This window comes from Albidovulum sp., assembly GCF_008933605.1.
Lineage (GTDB): Bacteria > Pseudomonadota > Alphaproteobacteria > Rhodobacterales > Rhodobacteraceae > Albidovulum.
This window is the reverse complement of sequence record NZ_WBUS01000025.1, coordinates 1-21,833: the sequence shown is the minus strand read 5'-3', so window position 1 is coordinate 21,833 and position 21,833 is coordinate 1. Positions and strand designations below refer to the sequence as shown.

The 21,833-nt window shown below is 69.3% G+C and carries 30 protein-coding genes; 11 read left to right on the top strand and 19 right to left on the bottom strand.

Features of this window, described 5'->3' with window-relative positions:
• Positions 1–2 precede the first annotated feature (2 nt).
• The 3 genes from F9K34_RS05610 to F9K34_RS05600 all read left to right on the top strand — a co-directional run bounded on the left by F9K34_RS05610 (position 3) and on the right by F9K34_RS05600 (position 4,590).
• On the top strand, positions 3–962 hold the full coding sequence (locus F9K34_RS05610) for an efflux RND transporter periplasmic adaptor subunit (protein ID WP_291335925.1): 960 nt from the start codon (positions 3–5) through the stop codon (positions 960–962).
• Positions 959–4,177, top strand: a complete 3,219-nt coding sequence (locus F9K34_RS05605; RefSeq protein ID WP_291335924.1) for an efflux RND transporter permease subunit — start codon at positions 959–961, stop codon at positions 4,175–4,177. The genes F9K34_RS05610 and F9K34_RS05605 overlap by 4 nt, the downstream gene beginning before the upstream one ends.
• 254 nt (positions 4,178–4,431) lie before the next feature.
• Positions 4,432–4,590: a hypothetical protein gene (locus F9K34_RS05600; RefSeq protein WP_291335923.1), complete on the top strand. Its 159-nt coding sequence runs from the start codon at positions 4,432–4,434 to the stop codon at positions 4,588–4,590.
• Positions 4,591–4,596: 6 nt separating this feature from the next.
• Here F9K34_RS05600 and F9K34_RS05595 read toward each other — a convergent pair whose 3' ends face one another.
• The 13 genes from F9K34_RS05595 to F9K34_RS05535 all read right to left on the bottom strand — a co-directional run bounded on the left by F9K34_RS05595 (position 4,597) and on the right by F9K34_RS05535 (position 12,676).
• On the bottom strand, positions 4,597–5,406 hold the full coding sequence (locus tag F9K34_RS05595; RefSeq protein WP_291335922.1) for a division plane positioning ATPase MipZ: 810 nt from the start codon (positions 5,404–5,406) through the stop codon (positions 4,597–4,599).
• 107 nt (positions 5,407–5,513) lie between these two features.
• A complete protein-coding gene (gene rpmE / locus F9K34_RS05590) occupies positions 5,514–5,735 on the bottom strand; it encodes a 50S ribosomal protein L31 (protein WP_291335921.1) in 222 nt (73 codons plus the stop codon).
• An 11-nt stretch (positions 5,736–5,746) separates the two neighbouring features.
• A complete protein-coding gene (rplS, locus tag F9K34_RS05585) occupies positions 5,747–6,121 on the bottom strand; it encodes a 50S ribosomal protein L19 (RefSeq protein ID WP_291335920.1) in 375 nt (124 codons plus the stop codon).
• Positions 6,122–6,639: 518 nt separating this feature from the next.
• On the bottom strand, positions 6,640–7,449 hold the full coding sequence (gene trmD / locus F9K34_RS05580; protein WP_291335919.1) for a tRNA (guanosine(37)-N1)-methyltransferase TrmD: 810 nt from the start codon (positions 7,447–7,449) through the stop codon (positions 6,640–6,642).
• The gene (gene rimM, locus F9K34_RS05575; RefSeq protein WP_291335918.1) at positions 7,446–7,955 is read right to left on the bottom strand and encodes a ribosome maturation factor RimM; all 510 of its coding nucleotides are present in this window, start codon (positions 7,953–7,955) and stop codon (positions 7,446–7,448) included. Before rimM ends, trmD begins: the two co-directional genes overlap by 4 nt.
• The gene (locus tag F9K34_RS05570; RefSeq protein WP_291335917.1) at positions 7,945–8,097 is read right to left on the bottom strand and encodes a hypothetical protein; all 153 of its coding nucleotides are present in this window, start codon (positions 8,095–8,097) and stop codon (positions 7,945–7,947) included. The genes rimM and F9K34_RS05570 overlap by 11 nt, the downstream gene beginning before the upstream one ends.
• Before the next feature lie 9 nt (positions 8,098–8,106).
• The gene (gene rpsP, locus F9K34_RS05565) at positions 8,107–8,469 is read right to left on the bottom strand and encodes a 30S ribosomal protein S16 (protein WP_291335916.1); all 363 of its coding nucleotides are present in this window, start codon (positions 8,467–8,469) and stop codon (positions 8,107–8,109) included.
• A gap of 49 nt (positions 8,470–8,518) precedes the next feature.
• Complete coding sequence (locus F9K34_RS05560) at positions 8,519–8,815, bottom strand: chorismate mutase (RefSeq protein WP_291335915.1); 297 nt, start codon at positions 8,813–8,815, stop codon at positions 8,519–8,521.
• A 136-nt stretch (positions 8,816–8,951) separates the two neighbouring features.
• Positions 8,952–9,527 (bottom strand): GNAT family N-acetyltransferase, encoded by a 576-nt coding sequence (locus F9K34_RS05555; RefSeq protein WP_291335914.1) that lies wholly within the window; start codon positions 9,525–9,527, stop codon positions 8,952–8,954.
• The gene (locus F9K34_RS05550) at positions 9,524–10,060 is read right to left on the bottom strand and encodes a GNAT family N-acetyltransferase (protein ID WP_291335913.1); all 537 of its coding nucleotides are present in this window, start codon (positions 10,058–10,060) and stop codon (positions 9,524–9,526) included. Before F9K34_RS05550 ends, F9K34_RS05555 begins: the two co-directional genes overlap by 4 nt.
• Positions 10,057–10,566, bottom strand: coding sequence for a GNAT family N-acetyltransferase (locus F9K34_RS05545; protein ID WP_291335912.1), 510 nt, complete (start codon positions 10,564–10,566; stop codon positions 10,057–10,059). The genes F9K34_RS05550 and F9K34_RS05545 overlap by 4 nt, the downstream gene beginning before the upstream one ends.
• Positions 10,563–12,101 carry a signal recognition particle protein gene (gene ffh, locus F9K34_RS05540; RefSeq protein WP_291335911.1) on the bottom strand — a complete coding sequence of 513 codons (1,539 nt, stop codon included), beginning with the start codon at positions 12,099–12,101 and terminating at the stop codon, positions 10,563–10,565. The genes F9K34_RS05545 and ffh overlap by 4 nt, the downstream gene beginning before the upstream one ends.
• Before the next feature lie 302 nt (positions 12,102–12,403).
• On the bottom strand, positions 12,404–12,676 hold the full coding sequence (locus tag F9K34_RS05535) for a hypothetical protein (protein ID WP_291335910.1): 273 nt from the start codon (positions 12,674–12,676) through the stop codon (positions 12,404–12,406).
• Positions 12,677–12,900: 224 nt separating this feature from the next.
• Between F9K34_RS05535 and F9K34_RS05530 the strand changes: the two genes are divergently transcribed.
• Genes F9K34_RS05530 through F9K34_RS05520 form a run of 3 tightly spaced genes read left to right on the top strand, consistent with a single transcriptional unit; the run spans position 12,901 to position 15,146 of the window.
• Positions 12,901–13,782, top strand: coding sequence for a LysR family transcriptional regulator (locus F9K34_RS05530; protein WP_291335909.1), 882 nt, complete (start codon positions 12,901–12,903; stop codon positions 13,780–13,782).
• Positions 13,783–13,817: 35 nt separating this feature from the next.
• Complete coding sequence (locus tag F9K34_RS05525) at positions 13,818–14,735, top strand: DMT family transporter (RefSeq protein WP_291335908.1); 918 nt, start codon at positions 13,818–13,820, stop codon at positions 14,733–14,735.
• Between the two features lie 48 nt (positions 14,736–14,783).
• Positions 14,784–15,146, top strand: a complete 363-nt coding sequence (locus F9K34_RS05520) for a hypothetical protein (protein ID WP_291335907.1) — start codon at positions 14,784–14,786, stop codon at positions 15,144–15,146.
• Positions 15,147–15,160: 14 nt separating this feature from the next.
• Here F9K34_RS05520 and F9K34_RS05515 read toward each other — a convergent pair whose 3' ends face one another.
• Positions 15,161–15,526 (bottom strand): ArsR/SmtB family transcription factor, encoded by a 366-nt coding sequence (locus tag F9K34_RS05515; protein WP_291335906.1) that lies wholly within the window; start codon positions 15,524–15,526, stop codon positions 15,161–15,163.
• 227 nt (positions 15,527–15,753) lie between these two features.
• Between F9K34_RS05515 and F9K34_RS05510 the strand changes: the two genes are divergently transcribed.
• From F9K34_RS05510 to F9K34_RS05490, 5 genes are all read left to right on the top strand, one after another.
• Positions 15,754–16,083: an AtpZ/AtpI family protein gene (locus F9K34_RS05510; protein WP_291335905.1), complete on the top strand. Its 330-nt coding sequence runs from the start codon at positions 15,754–15,756 to the stop codon at positions 16,081–16,083.
• A 2-nt stretch (positions 16,084–16,085) separates the two neighbouring features.
• Positions 16,086–16,898, top strand: a complete 813-nt coding sequence (locus F9K34_RS05505; RefSeq protein WP_436405713.1) for a F0F1 ATP synthase subunit A — start codon at positions 16,086–16,088, stop codon at positions 16,896–16,898.
• A 46-nt stretch (positions 16,899–16,944) separates the two neighbouring features.
• Positions 16,945–17,184 (top strand): F0F1 ATP synthase subunit C, encoded by a 240-nt coding sequence (locus F9K34_RS05500; protein ID WP_105514294.1) that lies wholly within the window; start codon positions 16,945–16,947, stop codon positions 17,182–17,184.
• An 83-nt stretch (positions 17,185–17,267) separates the two neighbouring features.
• On the top strand, positions 17,268–17,843 hold the full coding sequence (locus tag F9K34_RS05495) for a F0F1 ATP synthase subunit B' (RefSeq protein WP_291335904.1): 576 nt from the start codon (positions 17,268–17,270) through the stop codon (positions 17,841–17,843).
• A 4-nt stretch (positions 17,844–17,847) separates the two neighbouring features.
• Entirely contained in the window at positions 17,848–18,408 is a 561-nt protein-coding gene (locus F9K34_RS05490; RefSeq protein ID WP_291335903.1) for a F0F1 ATP synthase subunit B, read from the top strand.
• A gap of 100 nt (positions 18,409–18,508) precedes the next feature.
• On the opposite strand, the gene F9K34_RS05485 is transcribed toward F9K34_RS05490, so the two are convergent.
• The 5 genes from F9K34_RS05485 to F9K34_RS05465 form a co-directional block, all read right to left on the bottom strand.
• Complete coding sequence (locus F9K34_RS05485; RefSeq protein WP_291335902.1) at positions 18,509–18,772, bottom strand: hypothetical protein; 264 nt, start codon at positions 18,770–18,772, stop codon at positions 18,509–18,511.
• 121 nt (positions 18,773–18,893) lie between these two features.
• Complete coding sequence (locus F9K34_RS05480; RefSeq protein ID WP_291335901.1) at positions 18,894–19,664, bottom strand: FadR/GntR family transcriptional regulator; 771 nt, start codon at positions 19,662–19,664, stop codon at positions 18,894–18,896.
• 100 nt (positions 19,665–19,764) lie between these two features.
• Complete coding sequence (locus tag F9K34_RS05475; protein ID WP_291335900.1) at positions 19,765–20,427, bottom strand: OmpA family protein; 663 nt, start codon at positions 20,425–20,427, stop codon at positions 19,765–19,767.
• Between the two features lie 113 nt (positions 20,428–20,540).
• Positions 20,541–21,392 carry a bifunctional helix-turn-helix domain-containing protein/methylated-DNA--[protein]-cysteine S-methyltransferase gene (locus tag F9K34_RS05470; RefSeq protein ID WP_291335899.1) on the bottom strand — a complete coding sequence of 284 codons (852 nt, stop codon included), beginning with the start codon at positions 21,390–21,392 and terminating at the stop codon, positions 20,541–20,543.
• A 67-nt stretch (positions 21,393–21,459) separates the two neighbouring features.
• The coding region (locus tag F9K34_RS05465; protein WP_291335898.1) for a Hint domain-containing protein at positions 21,460–21,833 on the bottom strand (374 nt) is incomplete at its 5' end.

Sequence of the window (21,833 nt, the reverse complement as noted above, 5' to 3'; positions counted from 1 at the left end):
CCATGCGCGCGCTTCTGCTCTCCTGCCTTATCGCCGCCACGCCCGCCTTCGCCGGGACGGTTTCGCTCGCCCCCGCCACGGTGACCGAGTGGAAGTCGGTCTACGGCACCGTCGAGGCGCGCGAGACGGTGCCTGCCCGGGCCCGGATCGGCGGGATCGTGCAGTCGCTGTCGGTGACGGAGGGCGACATGGTGACGGCGGGGCAGGAGATCGCCGTCGTCCATGACGACAAGATCGCCTTCCAGGTTGCTGCTCTCGACGCGCAGATCGAGGCGCTGAAGGCGCAGCTTTCCACCGCGCAGGCCGACCTCGAGCGCGGTCAGGCATTGGTGGAGCGCGGCGTCATCACGGCGCAGCGGCTGGACCAGTTGCAGACGAGCGTGGACGTGCTGTCGGGCCAGATCACCACGATCGAGGCGCAGCGCTCGATCGCCGAGCAGCAGGGCGCCGAGGGCCGCGTCCTCGCACCCGGCGACGGGCTCGTGCTGACGGTGCCGGTCACCCCCGGCGCCGTCATCATGCCGGGGGAACCCGTGGCGACCATCGGCGGGGGCGGTGTCTTCCTGCGGCTCTCGGTGCCGGAACGCCACGCCTCCGCGCTGAAGGAAGGCGCGGAAATCCGCATCTCCGCCGCAGGCCCTGCGGCGGCCGGGCGGATCGCCAAGCTCTACCCCCAGATCAGCAACGGCCGGGTGGTGGCAGACGTGGAGGTCGAGGGGCTGGAAACCGATTTCGTCAGCGCCCGCGTGCTGGTGTCGCTGCCGGTCGGCGAACGCGAGGCGCTCCTGATCCCCCGGGGCGCGGTGGCGACCCGCGCCGGGCTCGATTTCGTCCGCGTGACCGAAGCCGGCGCCGAGGTCGAGCGGGCCGTCGTCCTGGGTGAAGACGTGCGGCAGGACGGACAGGAGATGGTCGAGGTGCTGAGCGGCCTCGCCGCCGGCGACATGGTGGTCCTGCCGTGAACGAGATGAAACCCCACAGCCTCGGCATCGCCGGAGGGCTGACGCGCGCCTTCATCACCTCGCCCCTGACGCCCTTGTTCCTGATGGCGGCCTTCGTATTCGGCGTGGTGGCGCTCCTGGCGCTGCCGCGCGAGGAGGAGCCGCAGATCTCCGTCCCGATGGTGGACATCCACGTCCAGGCCAGCGGGCTCAAGGCCGAGGATGCCGCGAAGCTCGTCACCGAGCCGCTCGAGACCATCGTCAAGGGCATCGACGGGGTGGAGCACGTCTATTCCCAGACCGCCGACGACCGAGTGATGGTGACGGCGCGGTTCCTTGTCGGCACGCCCTCCGACAATGCGATCCTGCGCGTCCACGACAAGGTCCGCGCCAACATGGACCAGATCCCCGTCGGCATCCCGGAACCGCAGATCGTCGGCCGCGGCATCGACGACGTGGCGATCCTGTCCCTGACGCTGGCGCCGAAGCCGGAGGCCGCGGAGCGGATCACCGCCAACGACCTCACCCGCATAGCCCGCGAACTCAGGACCGAAATCGCCAAGATCCCCGACGTGGGCCTTTCCTACATCGTCGGCGAGACTAGCGAGCGGCTGCGGATCGCGCCCGATCCGGAGCGGCTCGCCCTCTACGGCATGACCTTGCAGCAGCTTGCCGGCAAGGTCACGGGGGCCAATACCGCCTTTCCGACGGGCTTCGTGCGCGACGCGGGCCAGCAGGTCATGCTGGTTGCCGGCGAGACGCTGCGCTCGCCGGAAGAGATCGGCAACCTGCTCCTGACCGCGCGCGACGGACGGCCCGTCTATGTCCGCGACGTCGCCGACGTCAGCTTCGCCGACGACGGCGAGGAACATCTGGTCGCCACGGTCACGAAGGGCGAGGATGGCGCGGTCCGCCGGGTTCCGGCTGTGACGCTCGCCGTGGCCAAGCGCGCCGGTTCGAACGCCGTCACCGTGGCCGAAGAGATCCTGCACCGGGTCCACATGCTCGAAGGCCGGCTGATCCCCGAGGATATCGCGGTGGAGATCACCCGCGATTACGGCGAAAGCGCCAACGAGAAGGCAAACGAGCTTCTCTATCACCTTGCCCTCGCCACGGTCTCCATCATCGCCCTCGTCTGGGTCGCGATCGGCCGGCGCGAGGCCTTCGTGGTGGCCATCGTCATCCCGGTGACGATCCTGCTCACGCTCTTCGCCTCGAACGTGATGGGCTACACGCTGAACCGCGTCTCGCTCTTCGCGCTCATCTTCTCCATCGGTATCCTCGTCGACGACGCAATCGTGGTGATCGAGAACATCGCGCGCCACTGGGGCATGGCCGACGGGCGCGACCGCAAGACGGCGGCCATCGACGCGGTGGCCGAGGTCGGCAACCCGACCATCGTCGCGACGCTGACCGTGGTCGCGGCGCTGCTGCCGATGCTCTTCGTGTCCGGGCTGATGGGCCCCTACATGTCGCCGATCCCGGCCAACGCCTCGGCGGCGATGATCTTTTCCTTCTTCGTCGCCGTCATGGTGACCCCCTGGCTGATGCTGAAGGTCGCTGGAAAGGCGGACATGTCGGCACACGGCCATGACGGCGGCCACGGCCATCCCGGAGGAGGACTTGGCCGCGCCTATGCCGCCGTCGCGCGGCCCATCCTGGCCTCCAAGACGCGGAGCTGGCTCTTCATCGGTGCGGTTGTCGTGCTGACCTTCGGGTCGCTCGGGCTCTTCTATACCAAGCATGTCACGGTGAAGCTCCTGCCCTTCGACAACAAGTCGGAGCTTTCGGTCACGATCGACCTGCCCGAAGGCTCCCCGGTGGAGGCGACGGACGCGGTGGCGCAGGCGGTGGCGAAGGCCGTGCTCGACCTGCCCGAGGTAAGGTCGGTCCAGACCCATGCCGGCACGGCCGCGCCCTTCAATTTCAACGGCCTCGTGCGCCACACCTATCTGCGCGCCTCACCCGAGATGGGCGAGGTCGCCATCAACCTCCTGCCCAAGGGCGAGCGGGACCGCACCAGCCACGAGATCGCGCTGGAGATCCGCCAGAAGATCCTCGCGCTGCCCCTGCCGGAGGGCACCGTGCTGAAGACGGTCGAGCCGCCGCCGGGTCCGCCGGTGATGGCGACGCTCCTGGCCGAGATCTACGGGCCCGATGCGGACACCCGCCGGTCCGTGGCCGCGAAGGTCGAGGAGGCGTTCCGCTCCGTGCCCTTCATCGTCGATGTGGACAATTCCTACGGCGACCCCGCCCGGCGCATCCGTACCACGGTGTCCACCGACGCGGCGGAGTTCTTCCAGGTGCAGGAGGGCGACGTGCTGGACACGATCGCGATCCTGAATGGCGGCGCCACGATCGGTTATTCCCACCGGGGCGAGGGGCGCCAGCCGATTCCGATCCGGATCGAGCGGCCGAAGGGCGAACGCACCTTCGACGAGCGCTTCCTGACGACGCCCCTGCCGCAGAACGTCCTTCCCGGCGCGCGCGGCGTCGTCGAGCTTGGCGATGTCGTCGAGGTCACCGAAGAGGTCGGCTCGTTCCCGATCTTCCGTCACAACGGCCGCGCGGCCGAGATGGTGACGGCCGAGCTTGCCGGCGATTTCGAGGCGCCGCTCTACGGGATGCTCGCCGTTTCCGACGCACTCGACGCGCAGGACTGGACCGGCCTCACGAGACCGCAGATCGTGCTCCACGGCCAGCCCGACGACGAGACCGCGCCCTCGCTCCTCTGGGACGGGGAGTGGGAGGTGACCTGGGTCACCTTCCGCGACATGGGCGCCGCCTTTGGCGTGGCTCTCCTGGGCATCTACATCCTCGTCGTGGCGCAGTTCGGCTCGTTCAAGGTGCCGCTCGTCATCCTGACGCCGATCCCGCTCACCTTCATCGGCATCCTCCTCGGCCACTGGCTTTTCGGGGCGCCCTTCTCGGCCACGTCGATGATCGGCTTCATCGCGCTCGCGGGCATCATCGTCCGGAACTCGATCCTGCTCGTCGACTTCATCCGCCACGCCAAGACGCCCGACCGTCCGCTGACCGAGGTCGTCATCGAGGCCGGGGCGATCCGCTTCAAGCCGATCCTGCTGACCGCGCTGGCTGCCATGATCGGCGCGGCGGTGATCCTGACCGACCCGATCTTCCAGGGCCTCGCGATCTCGCTCCTCTTCGGGCTCGCGTCCTCCACGCTTCTGACGGTGCTGGTGATTCCGGCGGTCTACCGCGTCCTGCGCACCTGACGGTTCCTGTCTTGGTTCCGCCGCAATCCGGCGGGTCGGTGCGAGCCCGGGCGATCCCGGGCGGCGGATCGTTCGCAGATTGGTGACCAATCGCCGCGCCAGGATGCGATTGCCCCCGCAACATGTCCGGTCATGCGGCGCAACCGTCGCGAGAACTCCGTCAAAAATCCCCGACCGCGCCGCCTTTCGGTCACGGATGTTGGGTTAACTCTTAATACCGGGGGCGGAACACGAGAGAGAGTGAGGATCGTCAGATGAAATTCGCAGCCGCCATCATCGCTCGCTTTTCCCGCGCCAGGTCGCAGGAGTCCGACGCCTTCGAAAAGCGCCTCGTCTCGCTCGGTACTCAGCCCGCGCGCCGTGGCCGCCGGCCGCAGCCCTCGCTCTTCATCCGCGCGCCGCGCGCCGCCTGAGCCGGCTCAGAACGCCGCCTCGACTCCCGGCAACCGCAGTTCGCGCATCAGGTCGCGCACCTCCTGACGGGCCGCCACGTTCGAGATGTTGAGCCTTTCGACGCCGACATCCTTCAGGTCAAGGAGCGTGAGGCCCCGCGGAAAGAGCTCGCGGAAGATCACCCGCTCCGAGAAGCCCGGCGCCACGCGAAAGCCGATCCGCTTCGCAAGCTGCTCAAGCGCTCCGCCCACCTTCCGCTTGTTGTGCATCTGCTGCGCGCCAAGCCGGTTCCGCAAGACGATCCAGTCGATGGGCTTCAGCCCCGCCCGCGCCCTGAGCTGCCGCGCGTGCCAGACCATCTCGGAATAGATCGAGGGCCCGATCACCCGGCTCGTGTCGGGATCGACGCGGGCGAGCAGGTCGAAGTCAATGAAACTGTCGTTGAGGGGCGTGATCAGCGTGTCCGCCAGCGAATGCGCCACCTGGCTCAGCCGGGTGTGGGAACCGGGGCAGTCGATGATGATGAACTCTGCGTCCCTTTCAAGCCCCGCGACGGCTGCCGAAAGCCGCCGGTCATGGATGTTCTCGCCCGCGGCCAGGCTCGCCTGGTCGACTTCTGGCAGGTCACGGTAGTCCGGCATCGGCAGGTCGAGCCCCTCCTTCCGCGCGAAGGCGCGACGGTTCTCGATGTAGCGCGCGAAGCTCTTCTGGCGGAGGTCGAGGTCGAGCGCCCCGACCTTGTGGCCCATGCGGGCAAGCGCGGTTGCGACATGCATGCAGGTCGTGGACTTGCCTGACCCGCCCTTTTCGTTGCCCACGACGATGATATGCGCCACGTCTCGTCCCCGTCCGTAGTCCCGGCAGGCCCGGAATCAAAAGGCGCGCTGTTCCCAGCGCGCCTCTACTATATGTTGTGCGCCTTGCCTTGCAAAGCGCAATAGGCTCAGAATCCGAGACCCGCGTACTTGTTCTTGAACTTCGACACGCGGCCGCCGGTGTCCATCAGCTTGGCCGAGCCGCCGGTCCAGGCGGGATGCGCGAGCGGGTCGATGTCGAGCGCCAGCGTCTCGCCTTCCTTGCCCCAGGTGGAGCGCGTTTGGTAGGTCGATCCGTCGGTCATCTTCACCTGGATCATGTGGTAGTCGGGATGGATGTTCTTGCGCATGGTCCCGCTCCTCACTCGGCTTTTTCTTTGTAGTTGGTGACTTCGGCGATCCGGGCGGATTTGCCGCGGCGGTCGCGCAGGTAATAGAGCTTGGCGCGGCGGACGCGGCCGCGGCGGACGACCTCGATCGAATCGATGTTGGTCGAATAGAGCGGAAAGACGCGCTCGACGCCCTCGCCGAAGGAAATCTTGCGGACGGTGAACGACGCGCTGAGCGTGTTGCCGCCCTTGCGGGAGATGCAGACGCCTTCGTAGTTCTGCACGCGCGAGCGCGTGCCTTCCGTCACCTTGTAGCCGACGCGGACGGTGTCGCCCGCCTTGAAGTCCGGGATGGACTTGCCGAGAGCGGCGATCTGCTCGGCCTCCAGTTCCGCGATCAGGTTCATCGCGTGATCCTTTCCAATGCTCGCGGTGGTTCCGCGATGGTGTGCGCGCCGTGAGAGCTCCGCGTCTTCACCGGGTCCGCATCTCGCGCCCGCCGGAGATCAGGTCAACATTCGCTTCTCGTGCTGCCCCTGACCGACCTCGCCGAAGAATGCGAAGGACGTGGGCCAACGGACAACAGCCCGGACGACTCGTCAAAGCCCCGGACGGGCGGGGTATAGGAGTGTCGGGGGAACGGGTCAAGGGGCCGATGATGGCCGGTGCGCGACTCGGCACGACAAGGTGGCCGTCCAGTGGACGGACACCCGTGCCGTTGCCCGAAGGCGCAAGGCGCAGGGCGAGGGGCCATCAACTTGCGCAGAGGATGCCAAATTCTGATGGGTCCGCCCAAGGTGGGCACGAATGTGCCCGCCGCCCGGTGGGCGGGCACAGCAGGATTTCGTCATTCCGCCGAAATCCTGCGGGTCGCGATCACGTTGACCGGAACCGCAGAACAGTCCCGATGACCACGGCCAGTTGGCTATTCCTCTGCGACGGCGTTATGACTGCTCCACAAATCCGGTCGTCTCTCCCGCGTCAGCCTCTCCGCCTCCGCGCGCCGCCATTTCTCCACCTCGGCGTGATTGCCCGAGGTCAGGACGGCGGGAACTTCCCGCCCCTCCCAGACCGCGGGCCTCGTGTATTGCGGATGCTCCAGGAGGCCGTGCGAATGGCTTTCCTCCTCGGTGGAACTCGCATTCCCGAGCACCCCCGGCAGAAGCCGCACCACGGCGTCGATCATCGCCTGCGCGGCGATCTCGCCGCCGGTCATCACGAAGTCGCCAAGGCTGACCTCCTCGACCACGTAGTGATCCAGCACGCGCTGATCGACGCCCTCGAACCGTCCGCAGAGCAGCGTGATCCCCTCCGCGCCGGCCCAGCGGCGGGCGGTGGCCTGATCGAAGGGGCGGCCGCGCGGCGAGAGGTAGACCACCGGCCAGCGGGCGCGGTCGGGGGGGGTGCCGATGGCGGCCTGATCCAGCGCCTTCGCCACCACATCGGCCCGCAGCACCATGCCGGCGCCGCCGCCCGCGGGCGTATCGTCCACGTTTCTGTGCCTGCCGATTCCGAAGGGCCGCAGGTCGATGGTCTCGAGCGCCCAGAGCCCCTCGGCCAGCGCCTTGCCGGTGAGCGACAGGCCGAGCGTTCCGGGAAAGGCCTCGGGGAAAAGCGTGATGATCCGCGCGAGCCACGCCCCCTTCACCCGCGCGGCCTCGGCCAGAAGGTCGCGGGGGCGGAGCGAGGTAGAAATGGAAAGCCGCCCGTGGGACTTGGTTGTCGTCCCGGTCATTCGCCCGTCTCCTCGGGCGGGTCGGCGACGATGCGGCGGGCGGTCAGATCCACGGTCGGGACGGCCGCCTTCGTGAAGGGCAGCAGGAGCGCGGTGCGGCGCCCCGGCGCGAAGATCTCCAGGATGTCGCCCGCGCCGTGGTTGTAGATCGCCCGCACGGTGCCAAGCTGGACGCCGCCGGTGTCGAAGACCGGAAGCCCGATCAGGTCGGCGTGGTAGAACTCGTCGTCCGGCAGGTTCGGCAGTTTCCCGCGGTCGGCGTAAAGCGAGGTGCCGCGCAGCGCGTCGGCCTCCTCCTTCGTGGTGATGCCCGAAAGCCGCGCGGCAAGCCCGCCGGGGATCGCGCGGGTGATGGTCACGGCGAAGCTCCGCGCCCCGTCCTCGGTGAAGAGCGGCGCGTAGGAAGCGATCGCCTCGGGCTCGGCGCAGAAGCTCTTCAGCCGCACCTCGCCCCTGACACCGAAGGCGCCCGCGATGGCGCCCACACAGATGCGGTCAGCCGCCACCTTCGGCCTCCGGGCAATGGGCGGCCGCGGGGGCGGCCGCCGGCGGGGGCCGGACCATCCGGTCGGCCTTCAGCCCGAGCCAGAACGACCCCGCGCAGAGCGCAAGGGTCACGGTCCGGCGCAGGAGGAAGCCCACCAGCATGGCGCTGCCTTACTCGGCCGAGGTTTCAGCGGCCTTCGTCGACTTCGCGGCCTTCTCCTCGGCGCGCTTCTTCGCCTTGTCGCCCGGCTCGGCCTTCTTCATGTTGGCGCGGGTGGCCTTCTCCCTGACCCCTGCGGCTTCCAGCATCCGCGCGATGCGGTCGGTCGGCTGGGCGCCTTGGGTGAGCCAGTGCTGCACCCGCTCCATGTTCATCTTGACGCGGTCCTCGCTGTCCTTGGGCAGGAGCGGGTTGTAGGTGCCGAGCTTCTCGATGAAGCGGCCATCGCGGGGCATGCGCGAGTCGGCGGCGACGATCGAGTAGTAGGGGCGTTTCTTGGAACCCCCGCGGGCGAGACGGATCTTCATGGCCATGTCGTTTTCTCCTTTGAAATGGCGTGGTTGTGGCAGAGCGAGCCCCGCCTTACTTCTGCAGTCTCTCGTGGTGCCTGATCACTTCGCTGATGACGAAGTTCAGGAATTTCCTGGCAAATTCCGGATCGAGGTCGGCCTCCTCGGCCAGCCTCTCCAGCCGTGCGATCTGCTCGGCCTCGCGCACCGGGTCGGAGGGCGGAAGGTCGTGCGTCGCCTTCAGCCGGCCCACCGACTGGGTGTGCTTGAACCGTTCGGCGAGCGTGTAGACGAGGATGGCGTCGAGCCGGTCGATCGACTCGCGGTGCTCCTTCAGGAGCGCGGCGGCGCGGGCGGTGGCGTCGGTCATGCGGCTCTCCTCGGGCGGTTCCGGGCGTCGGTTTCCCGTCCCGCCCGCGTCGGGTTCGCGTCGGTTTTCCGTCCCGACAGGGCGCGCGGGGCGGTAACGGGGCCTTGGGTCTTCGGGCGGCGGCGAAGCGGCCGGGTCATGCGCGGCCCTCCGGATGGTGGCGGTAGACGCGGACGGGTTCGGCGAACGCGGCCTCCGCCTCACGGTCGCGAACCGCGCCCAGCCGTTCGGCGAGCGCGATGGAGCGGTCGTTGTCGTGGTCGATGTAGCTGACCACGGTCGTCATGCCGAGCGTGCCGAAGGCGTGCGCCCGGATCGCCTCGGCGGCCTCCCGCGCCATGCCCATGCCTTCCGCCGCCTCGGTCATCACCCATCCGATCTCCGGTTCGGGGTCGCCGTACTCCTGCCAGAGGTAGCCGAAGCCGAGCACCTCGCCGCCTGTGCGCGCCGCGATGGTCCAGACGCCCATGCCGCGCAGCATCCAGCCGGCGACGGCCTGGCAGAAGTCCGCCCAGGCCCCCTCGCGGTCGAAGGGCCCCCCGAGCCCGGCGGCGCGGTCGGACATGAAGATCACGGCATAGGGCTGGAAATCCCCGACCTGCGGCGCGCGAAGCGTCAGGCGCGGGGTCACGAGGACCGGCACGCGATCCGCGAACCTCGCCGCGAGCGCGGCGGCCGGGCCGGTCGGCGGCATTTCCCAGGGCCGGATCATCGCATCCCCTCCGGAACAGGGTGGCGATAGACGAGGCAGGGTTCGGTGCCCGGGTGGGCGGCGGTTTCGTCCCGCACCGCGCCGAGGCGCAGGGCGAGCGCGATGGAGCGGGCGTTCTCGGGCGCGATGTAGCTGACGGCGGTGCGCCAGCCGAGATCGCGGAAGGCGTGGGCGCGCGCCGCCGTCGCCGCCTCGAAGGCATAGCCCCTGCCTTCGGCCCCGGCCGCCCAGAGGGTCCAGCCGATCTCGTGTTCCGGCCAGCCTTCGGGAAACCACGGCCCGGCCATGCCGAGCGGCACGTCGGGAGCGGTCTTCGCGGCGAAGACGAACATGCCGAAGCCGCGATGGATCCAGTGCCCGGTGAGATGGCCGAGCGCGCGCCAGGCCAGCGCGCGGTCGAGCGGGCCACCGATGAAGCGGGCGCGGTCGGAGGCAGCCATCTCTGCCCAGGGCTCGAAATCGCCCTGGCGGGGCGCGCGGAGGACCAGCCGTTCGGTCGTGAGCACGGGCGTGCCGGCGAGGGTCACGGTCATCGGCGCCCCCCGAGGTCATGGCGGATCACCACGTCGCCCGGATCGACGCCGGGAAGCGTCGGGTCGATCACCCCGCCGAGCCGCAGGCCGAGCGCGATGGACCGCGCGTTCGCGGGGTCGACGATCGAGACGAGCCGGTCCCAGCCGAAGCGCGCGCGCACCCAGCCGATGACGGCGCGGGCGGCCTCGGCCGCGTAGCCCTTGCCTTCGGCTTCGGGCACCAGGAACCAGCCAAGCTCGGGTTCGGGGAAGCCTTCGGGCTGGTAGATGCCGACCTCGCCGACATAGGCGCCGGTCGTCCGGTCGTCGAGGCCGAAGGCGCCATAGCCGCGCAGGGGCCAGAGCGCCACGTCGGCCGCCCAGGTGCGATAGCCCTCCGCCCGGCCGAGGGGCCCGCGCTCGAAGCGCGATCGGTCCGAGGCGAAGAACGCCGCCCAGTGCTCGAAGTCCGCGAGCCGCGGGCCGCGCAGGGTCAGCCGCGCCGTATGGAGCGTGGGTGCGATCACTTCTTCTTCCCGAAGCCGCCGAGGCCGGAAAGCCCGGCCGGCAGGTTCAGGCCGCCGAGGCCGCCGCGGCCGAGCGCCGCCGGCAGGCCGCCCGGCATCTTGCCACCGCCCATGCCCTCCTGCACGCCCTTGGCCATCGCCTCCAGTTCCTCGGGGCTCATCTTCGAGGGGTCGGGCATTCCGCCCTTGCCGAACATGCCCTTCATGGCCTGTTTCAGCATCCCGCCTTTGCCCATCTTGCCCATCTTCTTCATCATGTCCGCCATCTGGCGGTGCATCTTCAGGAGCTTGTTGAGTTCGGCCACGTCGAGCCCCGCCCCTGCCGCGATCCGCTTCTTGCGCGACGCCTGGAGGAGGTCGGGGTTGGCGCGTTCCTTCCTCGTCATCGAGTTGATGAGCGCGATCTGGCGGCGGAGGACGCCGTCGTCGAAGCCGGCCTCGTCCATCTGCTTGGAGAGTTTCCCCATGCCGGGCATCATTCCCATGATCCCCTGCATGCCGCCCATCTTCAGCATCTGTTCGAGCTGGCCCTTGAGGTCGTTCATGTTGAACAGACCCTTCTGGAAGCGCTTCATCATCCGCTCGGCCTGCTCGGCTTCGAGCGTCTGTTGCGCCTTCTCGACGAGGGCCACGATGTCGCCCATGCCGAGGATGCGCCCGGCCACGCGCTCCGGCTCGAAGGTCTCGAGCGCGTCCATCTTCTCGCCGAGGCCGACGAAGCGGATCGGCTTGCCGGTGACCGCGCGCATGGAAAGCGCCGCGCCGCCACGGCCGTCACCGTCCATCCGGGTCAGGACGACGCCGGTGATGCCGACCTTGCCGTCGAACTCGGTGGCGACGTTCACGGCGTCCTGCCCGGTGAGGCCGTCGACCACGAGCAGGGTCTCGCGGGGCTTGGCCACGTCGCGGACCGCCTGCACCTCGTCCATCAGGACTTCGTCGATGTGGAGGCGCCCGGCGGTGTCGAGCATGTAGACGTCGTAGCCGCCCAATGTCGCCTGCTGCTTGGCGCGCTTCGCGATCTGGACGGCCGTCTCGCCCTTGACGATGGGCAGCGTGTCGACGCCGACCTGCTGGCCGAGGATCTGAAGCTGTTCCATCGCCGCAGGGCGGTTGGTGTCGAGCGAGGCCATCAGCACGCGCTTCTTCTCGCGGTCCTTGAGCCTCTTGGCGAGTTTCGCCGTCGTCGTCGTCTTCCCCGAGCCCTGGAGGCCGACCATCAGGATCGGCGCGGGCGGGTTGTCGATCTTGAGCGCGCCAGGATCCTCGGCGCCGCGCAGCACATCCACCAGCGCGTCGTGTACGATCTTCACGACCTGCTGGCCCGGGGTGACCGACTTCGTCACCGCCGCGCCGGTGGCCTTCGCTTCCACCGCCTTGACGAAATCCCGCGCGACGGGAAGCGAGACGTCGGCCTCCAGAAGCGCCACGCGGACCTCGCGCAGCGCCGTCTTCACGTCCTCGGCCGAAAGCGCGCCCTGCTTCGTCAGCCGGTCGAAGACGCCGCCGAGGCGTTCTGACAGGTTCTCGAACATCGCGGGCCCTCCTTGGCCGGTTGATCCTCTGGCCCCCGAGATAGGCACGGGGCCGCCCAAACGCAAAACGCACCCGTGGGCGCGACGCGCTGACGGATGGCGATCCCCGGTCGGGCCGGGGACCGGAAGCTCTTTCGGGCTGCCGGATTGGCCGCGCCTTACGCGCCTTGCCGCGCGGAGTCAAGGGAGAGGCCCGGGTTGCGCAGCGGGCCGGGGCGTGTCGGGTCGCCGCGGCATGGGGCGGAATCGAAAGGGCACGCGGGTGTCCGCGTGCCCTTGCCGGAGGGAACGGCTGCCGGCAGTCAGCGGCGGTCGGACCCGCCGAGGCGCACCGTGGCGGCGGCGGCGTCGACCGAGAAATCGCTGCGCGCCACTTCGCCCGTGTTCTGGGCGGCGTAGAACTTCTTCAGGCGCAGCGCGTCGGCGGCGGTCTCGGCCGAGGCGATCTCGCCGGCCTGGGCGACGGTGTAGACGCCTGCCGGCACGCCGGCCGAGAGCTCGAGCTGGGTCGAGGAGGCGAAGGCCGGCGCGGCGGCGAGGAGCGCGATGGCGGAGAGGGCGAGTTTCGTCTTCATGGTCTGTCCTTTCGGTTTCTGCGGGCCGCAGCCCGCGTCTGGATGGAACCCGGCGTGGCCGGTGTCGCGGCGATACGAGGGAGCGTGATCGGCGCCGGCAGGATTGAGATAGGTGTTGAACAATCCGGGAAAACGGCCAATCTACACGCCGGTATGTTCATGGACGCACAGTACTTCTTCGTGAACGCCCCGTGATCTTTTTCGTGATTTCAAGGAGTTGCCCCATGGAGAGCTGGGACGAGGTGCGGACGGCCTACCAGGTGGCGCGCATCGGCACCGTTTCGGGCGCGGCGGAGGTGCTGGGGGTCCACCACGCCACGGTCATCCGCCACATCGACGCGCTCGAGGCCCGGCTTGGCGCGAAGCTCTTCCAGCGGCACCCGCGCGGCTACACGGCGACCGAGGCGGGGCAGGAGCTCCTGAAGGTGGCGCGGGCCACCGAGGACCAGTTCGCCCATCTCGCCGCCCGGATCAGCGGCACGACGACCGAAATCTCCGGCGAACTGGTCGTCACCTCGATCCCCGGCCTCTCGGAACTGGTCACGCCGGCGCTCGTCCGGCTGCAGGGGGAGTATCCGGGACTGCGCGTCCGCTACATCAGCGACCCGCGCCTCTTCCGGCTGGAATACGGCGAGGCCCATGTCGCGATCCGCGCGGGCGGGCGGCCGCAGGACCCCGACAATGTCGTCCAGCCCTTCTGCATCCGCAGCGTCGCGCTTTATGCGAGCCCGGACTACGTCGCCGCGCACGGCCTGCCGCAGGACGAGACCGACCTCGGCCGCCACCGTTTCGTCGGGCCGGCCGATCCGGAGAGCCGAGCCCCTTTCCACCGCTGGCTGGCCGAGCGCGTGCCCGACGAGGCGATCACCTTCCGCACCAACGAGGCGAACGTGGCGGCCGACGCGATCCGCGCCGGCGCGGCGCTCGGTTTCCTGCCGGCCATGCAGAAGCGCGCGGCCGAAGGGCTGGTCGTGGCGATGCCCGGCCGCCCGGAATGGGAGACCCCGCTCTGGCTCGTCACCCATGTCGACCTGCACCGCACGCCGCGCATCCAGCTCTTTCTCAAGGCGGTGAAGGAAGACGCGAAACGCTGCGGGATGGACTGAGACCGGTGCGCGGCGGCGGACTCCACGGGGCGCCCTTGCGCGGCCATCTGGCGATGGCGCTTTTCTCGATGCTCGTCGCCGGCTCCTTCCCGCTGGGCGCGATGATGGCGAACGCGGTCTCGCCCGTGGCCTTCACCGCGCTGCGGTTCCTGCTGTCCGGTGTGATCATCGGGGTGGCGGTGCTCCTGACGACAGGATTGCCGCGGCAGGCGGCGCGGGCGCCGTGGCGCTACGCGGTGCTCGGCGGTCTTTTCGCGGCCTATTTCGTCCTGATGTTCGAGGGGCTGAAGACCGCCGCCCCGGTCTCGGCGGCCGCCGTCTTCACGCTGACGCCGATCGTGACGGCGGGGTTCGGCTTCCTCCTCCTCCGCCAGCCGACGACGCCGCGGATCGCGCTGGCGCTGGCCATCGGCGCGGCCGGCGCGCTCTGGGTCATCTTCCGCGGCGACTGGCAGGCCATGCTCCGGTTCCACGTCGGCAGGGGCGAGGCGATCTATTTCGCGGGCTGCGTGGCCCATGCGCTCTACACGCCGATGGTGCGGAAACTGAACCAGGGCGAGCATCCGCTCGTCTTCACCTTCGGCATGACCGTCGCGGGGACCGCCGTGACGACCCTCTGGGGGTGGGGCGCCATCCGCGCGACCGACTGGACCGCGCTGCCGGGCATCGTCTGGGTGACGCTTCTCTACACCTCCGTCTTCGCCTCGGCGGCGACCTTCGTCCTGCTGCAATACGCCACGCTGCGCGTGCCGGCGGCGAAGGTCATGGCCTATACCTATCTGGTGCCCGCCTGGGTGATCCTCTGGCAGGTGGCGCTCGGCCAGCCGTCGCCGCCGGCACTGGTCTTCGCGGGGGTGGCGCTGACGGTCGTCGCGCTGGCCATGCTTCTCCGCGATGACGACCGGCGCGGCACCGCCGTCAGGGCGGGAAATCCCGGCCCGGATGAGGCTTGAAGCTGCGGCCGTCCCTATGTACCCGGAAGCGTGGACACGGAGATCACCATGCGCCGCACCGCCCTCGCAGCAGTTCCTGCCGTCCTGCTCGCCGCCTGTGTCACGCCGATCGCCGAACGCCGCGCCGACGAATGGCGCGCCATCCTGGCCGACGAGGCACCGGTAGGCGCCCCGGCCGACGCAGTCGAGCGGTCCCTGGCGCGGAGGGGCATTCCCGCGGCGCGCGGCACCTATGTCACGGTGGGCGAGGACGGCGTGAGCCGGTCGCACTGTCCCGATCCGAAGGCCGCGATCAGCGGGCGTGAGGTCGCAGGGCATGTCGGCTTCAACAGCAACGTCGTGGAGATCACCGCCTGCCTTGACCGCGCCGGGCGCGTCCTGTCGCATTTCGTGGGCGTCTGGATCGAATAGACGGGGGCGTGCGATCAGCCGTCCCCTGCCGGCGGCGGCGGGCCGGCCGACGAAAGCTCGGCATCGAGGAACCGCTCGAAGGCGTCGAAGTCCATCGGGTCGAACTGGCCGAAGCCCTGGATCCACACGGTCGCGGCGCGCATCGCGTCGGGCTCGAGCTTGCACCACTTCACCCGGCCGCGCTTTTCCTGGCTGATGAGCCCGGCCTCGGCGAGGATCGCGAGGTGCTTGGAGACGGCGGCGAGCGAGATGGCGAATGGGTAGGCGACGTCGGTCACGGCCATGTCGTCCTCGAGGAGCATCGTCAGGATCGCCCGCCGCGTCGGGTCGGCGAGGGCGGCGAAGATCGTGTCGAGCGAGGGCGCGGGCCGCGGGATCATGCCCCTTCCTGCGGCCTCGGCCCGCGATCGTCAACCGGAAGGTTGAATATGGCTGCGGGCGCGAACGGGAGGCTCCGGCGCCGCCACGGGGGCAGGGGAGTGCCGAGTGTCTGGAGAAATATATATATATATCAATCTATTGCGCCAAAATGCCCTGGCGATTTCGCCGATTGACTCGGGCCCGGGCCGGCCTTAGTCATCGCGCAACTGACCGAGGGGGCCTTTCCATGTCCGGCGAGCCCGATCCCGACCGCCTGAAGGCGCTCGAGGAGAAGCTGGCGGCGGCGAGGAAGGACCAGGCCCGGACCCCGCGCGGGGACGAGCATTTCTCGGCCGCGAGCCAAGGCTGGCGGATGGTGATCGAGCTGGTCGCGGGACTCGGGATCGGCTTCGGCATCGGATACGGGCTCGACGTCCTGCTGGGGACGCTGCCCCTCTTTCTGGTGCTGTTCACATTGCTGGGCTTCGTGGCCGGGGTGAAGACCATGCTTCGCACCGCCCGGGAAATCCAGGACGGGAAGCAGGCGGGCCGGCCCGCCAGTGACGAAGGGGAATAGACGTGGCGACGGAAGAGCACAGCGACGGCCTGACGTTCCATCCGATGGACCAGTTCAAGATCCAGCCGCTGTTCCGGGAGATCGAGCCCGGAAGTTGCGTTCCGGCAGAAGACATAGTGCACGGCTGCCTGAAATGGTACGAGCCAACCAACGCCACTCTGTGGATGGGCCTGACGCTCCTGGCGATCTTCGCGCTCTTCGTGCTTGGCACCCGCGGCCGGGCGATAATCCCCTCGCGGCTCCAGTCGGTGGCCGAGCTCGGCTACGGCTTCGTCCACAAGATGGTCGAGGACGTCGCCGGCAAGGACGGGCTGAAGTTCTTCCCCTACATCTTCACGCTCTTCTGCTTCATCGTCTTCTCGAACTTCCTCGGGCTGATCCCCGGCGCGCTGACGACGACGAGCCACATCGCGGTCACCGCCTTCATGGCGGTCGCGGTCTTCCTGACCGTCACGCTCGTCGGCTTCGTCAAGAACGGGGCAGGGTTCCTCGGCCTCTTCTGGGTCTCCTCGGCGCCGCTTGCGCTCCGTCCGGTGCTGGCGCTGATCGAGGTCATCTCCTACTTCGTGCGCCCGGTCAGCCACTCCATCCGACTTGCCGGCAACATGATGGCCGGTCACGCGGTGATCAAGGTCTTCGCCGCCTTCGCGCCGCTCGTCCTCATCTCGGGCATCGGCATCGCGGTGACGCCGCTGTCGATCCTGGCGATAGTGGCGATGTACGCGCTCGAAATCCTCGTGGCCTTCATCCAGGCCTATGTCTTCACCATCCTGACCTGCGTCTACCTCAAGGATGCGCTGCATCCGCACCACTGACGCCGGTCTTCCACGAACCTGCAAATCCAACCGTAAGGAGATCAACATGGAAATCGCAGCAGCAGCGGCTCTCGGCAAATTCATCGGTGCGGGCCTCGCCTGCATCGGCATGGGCGGGTCCGCCATGGGGGTGGGCAACGTCGCGGGCAACTTCCTCGCCGGCGCGCTCCGCAACCCCTCGGCCGCGGCCGGCCAGACCGCCACGCTCTTCATCGGCATCGCCTTCGCCGAAGCGCTCGGGATCTTCTCGTTCCTCGTCGCGCTCCTGCTGATGTTCGCCGTCTGAGCCTTCCCTGACCATCCTTACGGCCGGACGGGGGCAGGGCTTGCGCCCGTCCGGGTTGTAATCAAGGTTTCGAGGGGGCCGAGATGGCAAACACGACAACAGAGGCCGCCGGGGCGGTGACCGAGGCGACCGGCCATGCCGCGGAGGCGGCGGGGCACGCCGCGCAATCCGCCGGGATGCCGCAACTCGATTTCTCGACCTTCGGCAACCAGATATTCTGGCTCGCCGTCGCGCTCGCGCTGATCTATTTCGTGCTGACGCGCGTGGCGCTGCCGCGGATCGGCGGCATCCTCGCCGACCGTCAGGGCAAGATCACCAGCGACATCGCCGCGGCCGAGGAGCTGAAGTTGAAGGCCGAGGCGGCCGAGAAGGCCTATAACCAGGCGCTGATCGACGCGCGGGCCGAGGCGAACAAGATCGTCGCCGAGGCGCGGGCCGAGATCCAGAAGGATCTCGACAAGGCCACAGCCAAGGCCGATGCGGAAATCGCCGCCAAGGCGGCCGAAAGCGCGAAGCGGATCGAGGAGATCCGCGCCGGCGCGGCCGAGAACGTCGCGGTCGTGGCGAAGGACACCGCCGAGGCGATCGTCGCTGCGCTGGGCGGCAAGGCGGACGTGGGCGCCGTCGCCGACGCGGTGGCGAGCAGGCTGAAGGGGTGATGCGATGAACCGGATTCTGCTTTCGACGCTGCCCGTCCTCGTGGCAAGCCCGGCCTTTGCGGCCGGCGGTCCCTTCTTCTCGCTGCGCAACACGAACTTCGTCGTGCTGCTGGCCTTCCTCATCTTCGTCGGCGTGCTCGTCTACTTCAAGGTGCCGGCGCTGATCGGCGGGCTTCTCGACAAGCGCGCCGCGGGGATCAAGTCGGAACTCGACCAGGCGCGTGCGCTGCATGACGAGGCGCGGTCGATCCTCGCCTCCTACGAGCGCAAGCAGAAGGAAGTGCAGGAGCAGGCCGACCGCATCGTCGAGACCGCGAAGCGCGAGGCGCTGGCCGCGGCCGAACAGGCGAAGGCCGATCTCAAGGCTGCGATCAAGCGGCGGCTTGCGGCTGCCGAGGACCAGATCGCCTCGGCCGAGGCGTCGGCCGTGCGCGAGGTGCGCGACCGCGCGGTGAGCGTGGCGGTGGCCGCCGCGGGCGATCTCATCGCGGCGAAGATGTCCGCAGCCGAGAAGAACAAGCTGATCGAGGCGTCGATCGGCGAGGTCGAGACGCGGCTGCACTGAGCCGGCGCAGATAAGGGAAAGGCCCGGCGAGGCGCCGGGCCTTTGTCGTTTCCGAAAGCGCGGCCCGGCCGCGAGGGGCCCGGCGCGGCGCCCCCCCGGTTCAGCCGCGCAGCTTCTTCAGGACGAGGCCGACGACGACCTGCACGATGAGGCCGGCGACGCCACCGCCGACGAGGTTCCCCGCGATTGCGGCGATGTCGGTGCCGCTGCCGAGAAGCCCGCCGACGAGCTGGCCGCCGCCGATGCCGCCGAGCGCACCGGCGATCAGGTTGCCGATGTTGCCCATGTCGGCGTCCTTGACGACCTTGCCGCCGCCGAGTCCGCCGATCGCCCCGCCGATCAGCTGGGAAAGGATCTGTTCCATCGCACTGTCCCACCTCTGTTGCGCGGGCGAAGACCACCCGCGCCTGAAGCCTCTCGTGCCGGGGCATGGGCTGTCAAGCCGACGATGGCGGCGCTGACGCGGCGGCAGCGAGGTTCCGGCCTCAGCCGCGCGCGTCCTCCTGGGCGATCCTGAGGCGCGCGACGGCCTCGTTGCGCTGGGTCCGGCGGTCGTCGTCGAGGGCGCGGGCCACGAAGTCGAGGTGGTTCTCGACCGCCGCCCGCGCGCCGGCCGGATCGCGTGCAAGGAGCGCGTCGCGGATCGCGCGATGCTGGTCGAGGAGCGTGCCGCGCGTGGTCTTCTGGCGGAACACGACCTGTCGGTTGTAGAACACGCCCTGCCGCAAGAGGTCGAAGATCGACCGCATCATGTGCAGCATGATCACGTTGTGGCTGGCCTCGATGATCGCCATGTGGAACTCGGCGTCCAGCCGCGCCTCGTCGGCAGGGTCGCGCTTCTGGTGGGCGGCCTCCATCTTGGCAAAGATGGTGTCGATCACCGTCAGGTCGGTGTCCGAGGCGCGCCGCGCCGCCCGTTCGGCGGCCAGCGCCTCGAGATCGCGGCGGAAGGCGAGGTAGTCGTTCACCGCCTCGTCGTGCCGCTCGAAGAGCCGCACCAGCGCGGGCGAGAAGGCCGAGCCCAGCACTTCGGCCACGTAGATTCCGGCACCGGCGCGGGTGGTGAGGAGCCCGGCCAGCTGCAGCTCGGCGACGGCTTCCCGCAGGCTCGGGCGCGAGACGCCGAGCCGCTCGGCGAGGTCGCGTTCCGAGGGCAGCCGCTCGCCCGGGCGCAGGATGCCGCGCAAGATCAGCCCCTCGATCTGGCGCACGACGCTTTGCGACAGTTTCTCCGGCTCGACCTTCTGGAAGGGCATCGCGTTCTCCGAAAATTGGTCAGATCATATGACCACTCGCGCCGCGCGACAACGAAAAAGGCCGGGCCATCGGCCCGGCCTCGCGCTTGTTCCGAACCCCTCAGCCTTGCGGGATGATCAGGATCTCCACCCGGCGGTTCTGGGCGCGGCCCTCGGGGGTCAGGTTCGAGGCGACCGGCAGGTCCTCGCCCCGGCCATAGGCGACGATGCGCCCGCCCGAAACGCCCGCGCCGCGCAGGATCGCCGCCACGGCCATGGCCCGGCGCTGCGACAGGTCCTGGTTGTAGGCAGCCGAGCCGGTGTTGTCGGTGTGGCCGACGATCTCCACCCGCGTGTTCGGGTAGCGGTTGAGGTTGTCGGCGACCGCGTAGAGGTCGTTCTGGATCGAGCCCTGCACCGTCGCGCTGTCGGTGGCGAAGAGGATGCCTTCCGGCATGACCACGCGGAGCTGGTTGCCTTCGTTGATGATGCGGATGCGGCTGTCGCTGATCTCGGCCTGCAACTCGCGCGCCTGGCGGTCGAGGTTGGAGCCGACGACCCCGCCGGCGAGGCCGCCGATCGCGGCGCCGACCACGGCGCGGTCGAGCTTGTCCTTGCCGCCCTCGCCGGTGAGGATGCCGGCGAGCGCGCCGATCCCGGCACCCGTCAGCGCGCCTTCCTTGGTGCGCTGGTTCGGGTCGGCCGAATACTGGTCGACCGGGGTGCAGGCGGCCAGAAGAACGGCCACAACGGCACCGCCGAGAAGGCTCTTGGAAAGTCGCATGGAAGCTGCTCCGCTTGTTGTTTGGCGTCTGATCGGAGATTAGCCGCTGTTAGGCAATAACGCCCGACCGGAATAGCGGTTCCGGCAACAATCCGCGCATCCTGCGGCGCGCCTCAGCCGGCCTCGGCGCGGGCCGATTCCCAGGCGAGCATGGCGCGTTTCACCGGCAGTCCCCAGTGATATCCGCCGAGCCCGCCGGTCTTGCGGATCGCCCGGTGGCAGGGGATGAGCCAGCTGACCGGATTGCGGCCGATGGCGGTTCCGACGGCGCGCACCGCCTGCGGATAGCCGGCCCGCCGGGCGATGTCGGTATAGGTCGCGACATGGCCCGGAGGAATGGCGATCAGCGCTTCCCAGACCTTGATCTGGAACGGAGCGCCGATGGCGAGGACCGGTGCCGGCTCGCTTGCCGCGCCGAAGGCCGCGAGCACCCAGGAGCGGAGCGCCATCGGGTCCTCGACGAAGCACGCCTTCGGCCAGCGGCCGCGCAGGTCGGCCATGGCGGCTTCCGCGCCCGTTTCGCCGGCGAAGGCGAGGCCGGAGATGCCGCGATCCGTGCCCATGACGAGCGCGGGGCCGAAGGGGCTTTCGAACCATCCCCAGCGCATCGTCAGCCCCTCCGCGCCCTTGGCGAACTCGCCCGGGCTCATCGCCTCCCAGCGGATGAAGAGGTCGTGGAGCCGACCGGTGCCCGAAAGCCCCGCCTCGTCGGCGGCGTCGAGAAGCGTGCGGCGTTCGGTCAGCAGGCGCTTGGCGTGGTCGAGCGTCAGGTACTGCTGGTAGCGCTTGGGGCTGACGCCGACCCAGCGGGTGAAGACGCGCTGGAAATGCGCCGGGCTCATCGAAAGCCGCTCGGCGAGGTCGTCGAGCGCGAGGGGGGCGCCGCCGGCATCGTCGATGGTCTTCAGCGCGCGGGCGATGACGGCGTAGTGGTAGCGGTCTTCGGGGCTCTGGTCGGTGGGCATGGCGGTCTCCTTGTGCAAGAGACTAGGCCAGCCCGGACCGCGGCGCGACCCGGATGTTGCGCTTTGTTCAGGCGGCCTCGGGCGGCGGCCGGATCGCCGTCGGTGGCAGCGAGAGATCCGGCGGCACGATCCGCGGCCGGAGTGCGGCCTGCGGCTCGGCAAGCAGCCGGTCGGCCCAGCCGAGGGCGCGGGAGGGAAAGACCCGGAAGGCGGCCAGCGGCGGCAGGCTCTCGATCCAGGCGCCTTCGGCGAGGATCAGCTCGTGCGTGGCGAGGAGGAGGTGGACGAAGCCGCCGGACGGGCGGCCGGACTGCACCATGCCGAGCGCGGCGGCAGGCGCCAGCGCCTCGGCGGTGCCGAGGAGGGGAAGGAGCGCGCCGGCATCGACGAGAAGCGCGTGGCCGGGCGCGAGCCGCAGCATGCGGCAGGGCAGTCCGGGGC

Bases quoted from the DNA above. Each gene is read 5' to 3' on its own strand.
- F9K34_RS05495 (WP_291335904.1), top strand. From the start codon at position 17,268: ATGGCAAACACGACAACAGAGGCCGCCGGGGCGGTGACCGAGGCGACC.
- F9K34_RS05555 (WP_291335914.1), bottom strand. From the start codon at position 9,527: ATGATCCGGCCCTGGGAAATGCCGCCGACCGGCCCGGCCGCCGCGCTC.
- F9K34_RS05515 (WP_291335906.1), bottom strand. From the start codon at position 15,526: ATGATCCCGCGGCCCGCGCCCTCGCTCGACACGATCTTCGCCGCCCTC.
- F9K34_RS05550 (WP_291335913.1), bottom strand. From the start codon at position 10,060: ATGACCGTGACCCTCGCCGGCACGCCCGTGCTCACGACCGAACGGCTG.
- F9K34_RS05470 (WP_291335899.1), bottom strand. From the start codon at position 21,392: ATGCCCACCGACCAGAGCCCCGAAGACCGCTACCACTACGCCGTCATC.
- F9K34_RS05480 (WP_291335901.1), bottom strand. From the start codon at position 19,664: ATGCCCTTCCAGAAGGTCGAGCCGGAGAAACTGTCGCAAAGCGTCGTG.
- rplS (WP_291335920.1), bottom strand. From the start codon at position 6,121: ATGAACCTGATCGCGGAACTGGAGGCCGAGCAGATCGCCGCTCTCGGC.
- F9K34_RS05600 (WP_291335923.1), top strand. From the start codon at position 4,432: ATGAAATTCGCAGCCGCCATCATCGCTCGCTTTTCCCGCGCCAGGTCG.
- rpmE (WP_291335921.1), bottom strand. From the start codon at position 5,735: ATGCGCAAGAACATCCATCCCGACTACCACATGATCCAGGTGAAGATG.
- F9K34_RS05490 (WP_291335903.1), top strand. From the start codon at position 17,848: ATGAACCGGATTCTGCTTTCGACGCTGCCCGTCCTCGTGGCAAGCCCG.
- F9K34_RS05570 (WP_291335917.1), bottom strand. From the start codon at position 8,097: ATGCTGGTGGGCTTCCTCCTGCGCCGGACCGTGACCCTTGCGCTCTGC.
- F9K34_RS05535 (WP_291335910.1), bottom strand. From the start codon at position 12,676: ATGAAGACGAAACTCGCCCTCTCCGCCATCGCGCTCCTCGCCGCCGCG.
- F9K34_RS05485 (WP_291335902.1), bottom strand. From the start codon at position 18,772: ATGGAACAGATCCTTTCCCAGCTGATCGGCGGGGCGATCGGCGGACTC.
- F9K34_RS05520 (WP_291335907.1), top strand. From the start codon at position 14,784: ATGCGCCGCACCGCCCTCGCAGCAGTTCCTGCCGTCCTGCTCGCCGCC.
- F9K34_RS05560 (WP_291335915.1), bottom strand. From the start codon at position 8,815: ATGACCGACGCCACCGCCCGCGCCGCCGCGCTCCTGAAGGAGCACCGC.
- rpsP (WP_291335916.1), bottom strand. From the start codon at position 8,469: ATGGCCATGAAGATCCGTCTCGCCCGCGGGGGTTCCAAGAAACGCCCC.
- ffh (WP_291335911.1), bottom strand. From the start codon at position 12,101: ATGTTCGAGAACCTGTCAGAACGCCTCGGCGGCGTCTTCGACCGGCTG.
- F9K34_RS05510 (WP_291335905.1), top strand. From the start codon at position 15,754: ATGTCCGGCGAGCCCGATCCCGACCGCCTGAAGGCGCTCGAGGAGAAG.
- trmD (WP_291335919.1), bottom strand. From the start codon at position 7,449: ATGACCGGGACGACAACCAAGTCCCACGGGCGGCTTTCCATTTCTACC.
- F9K34_RS05475 (WP_291335900.1), bottom strand. From the start codon at position 20,427: ATGCGACTTTCCAAGAGCCTTCTCGGCGGTGCCGTTGTGGCCGTTCTT.
- F9K34_RS05530 (WP_291335909.1), top strand. From the start codon at position 12,901: ATGGAGAGCTGGGACGAGGTGCGGACGGCCTACCAGGTGGCGCGCATC.
- F9K34_RS05610 (WP_291335925.1), top strand. From the start codon at position 3: ATGCGCGCGCTTCTGCTCTCCTGCCTTATCGCCGCCACGCCCGCCTTC.
- F9K34_RS05500 (WP_105514294.1), top strand. From the start codon at position 16,945: ATGGAAATCGCAGCAGCAGCGGCTCTCGGCAAATTCATCGGTGCGGGC.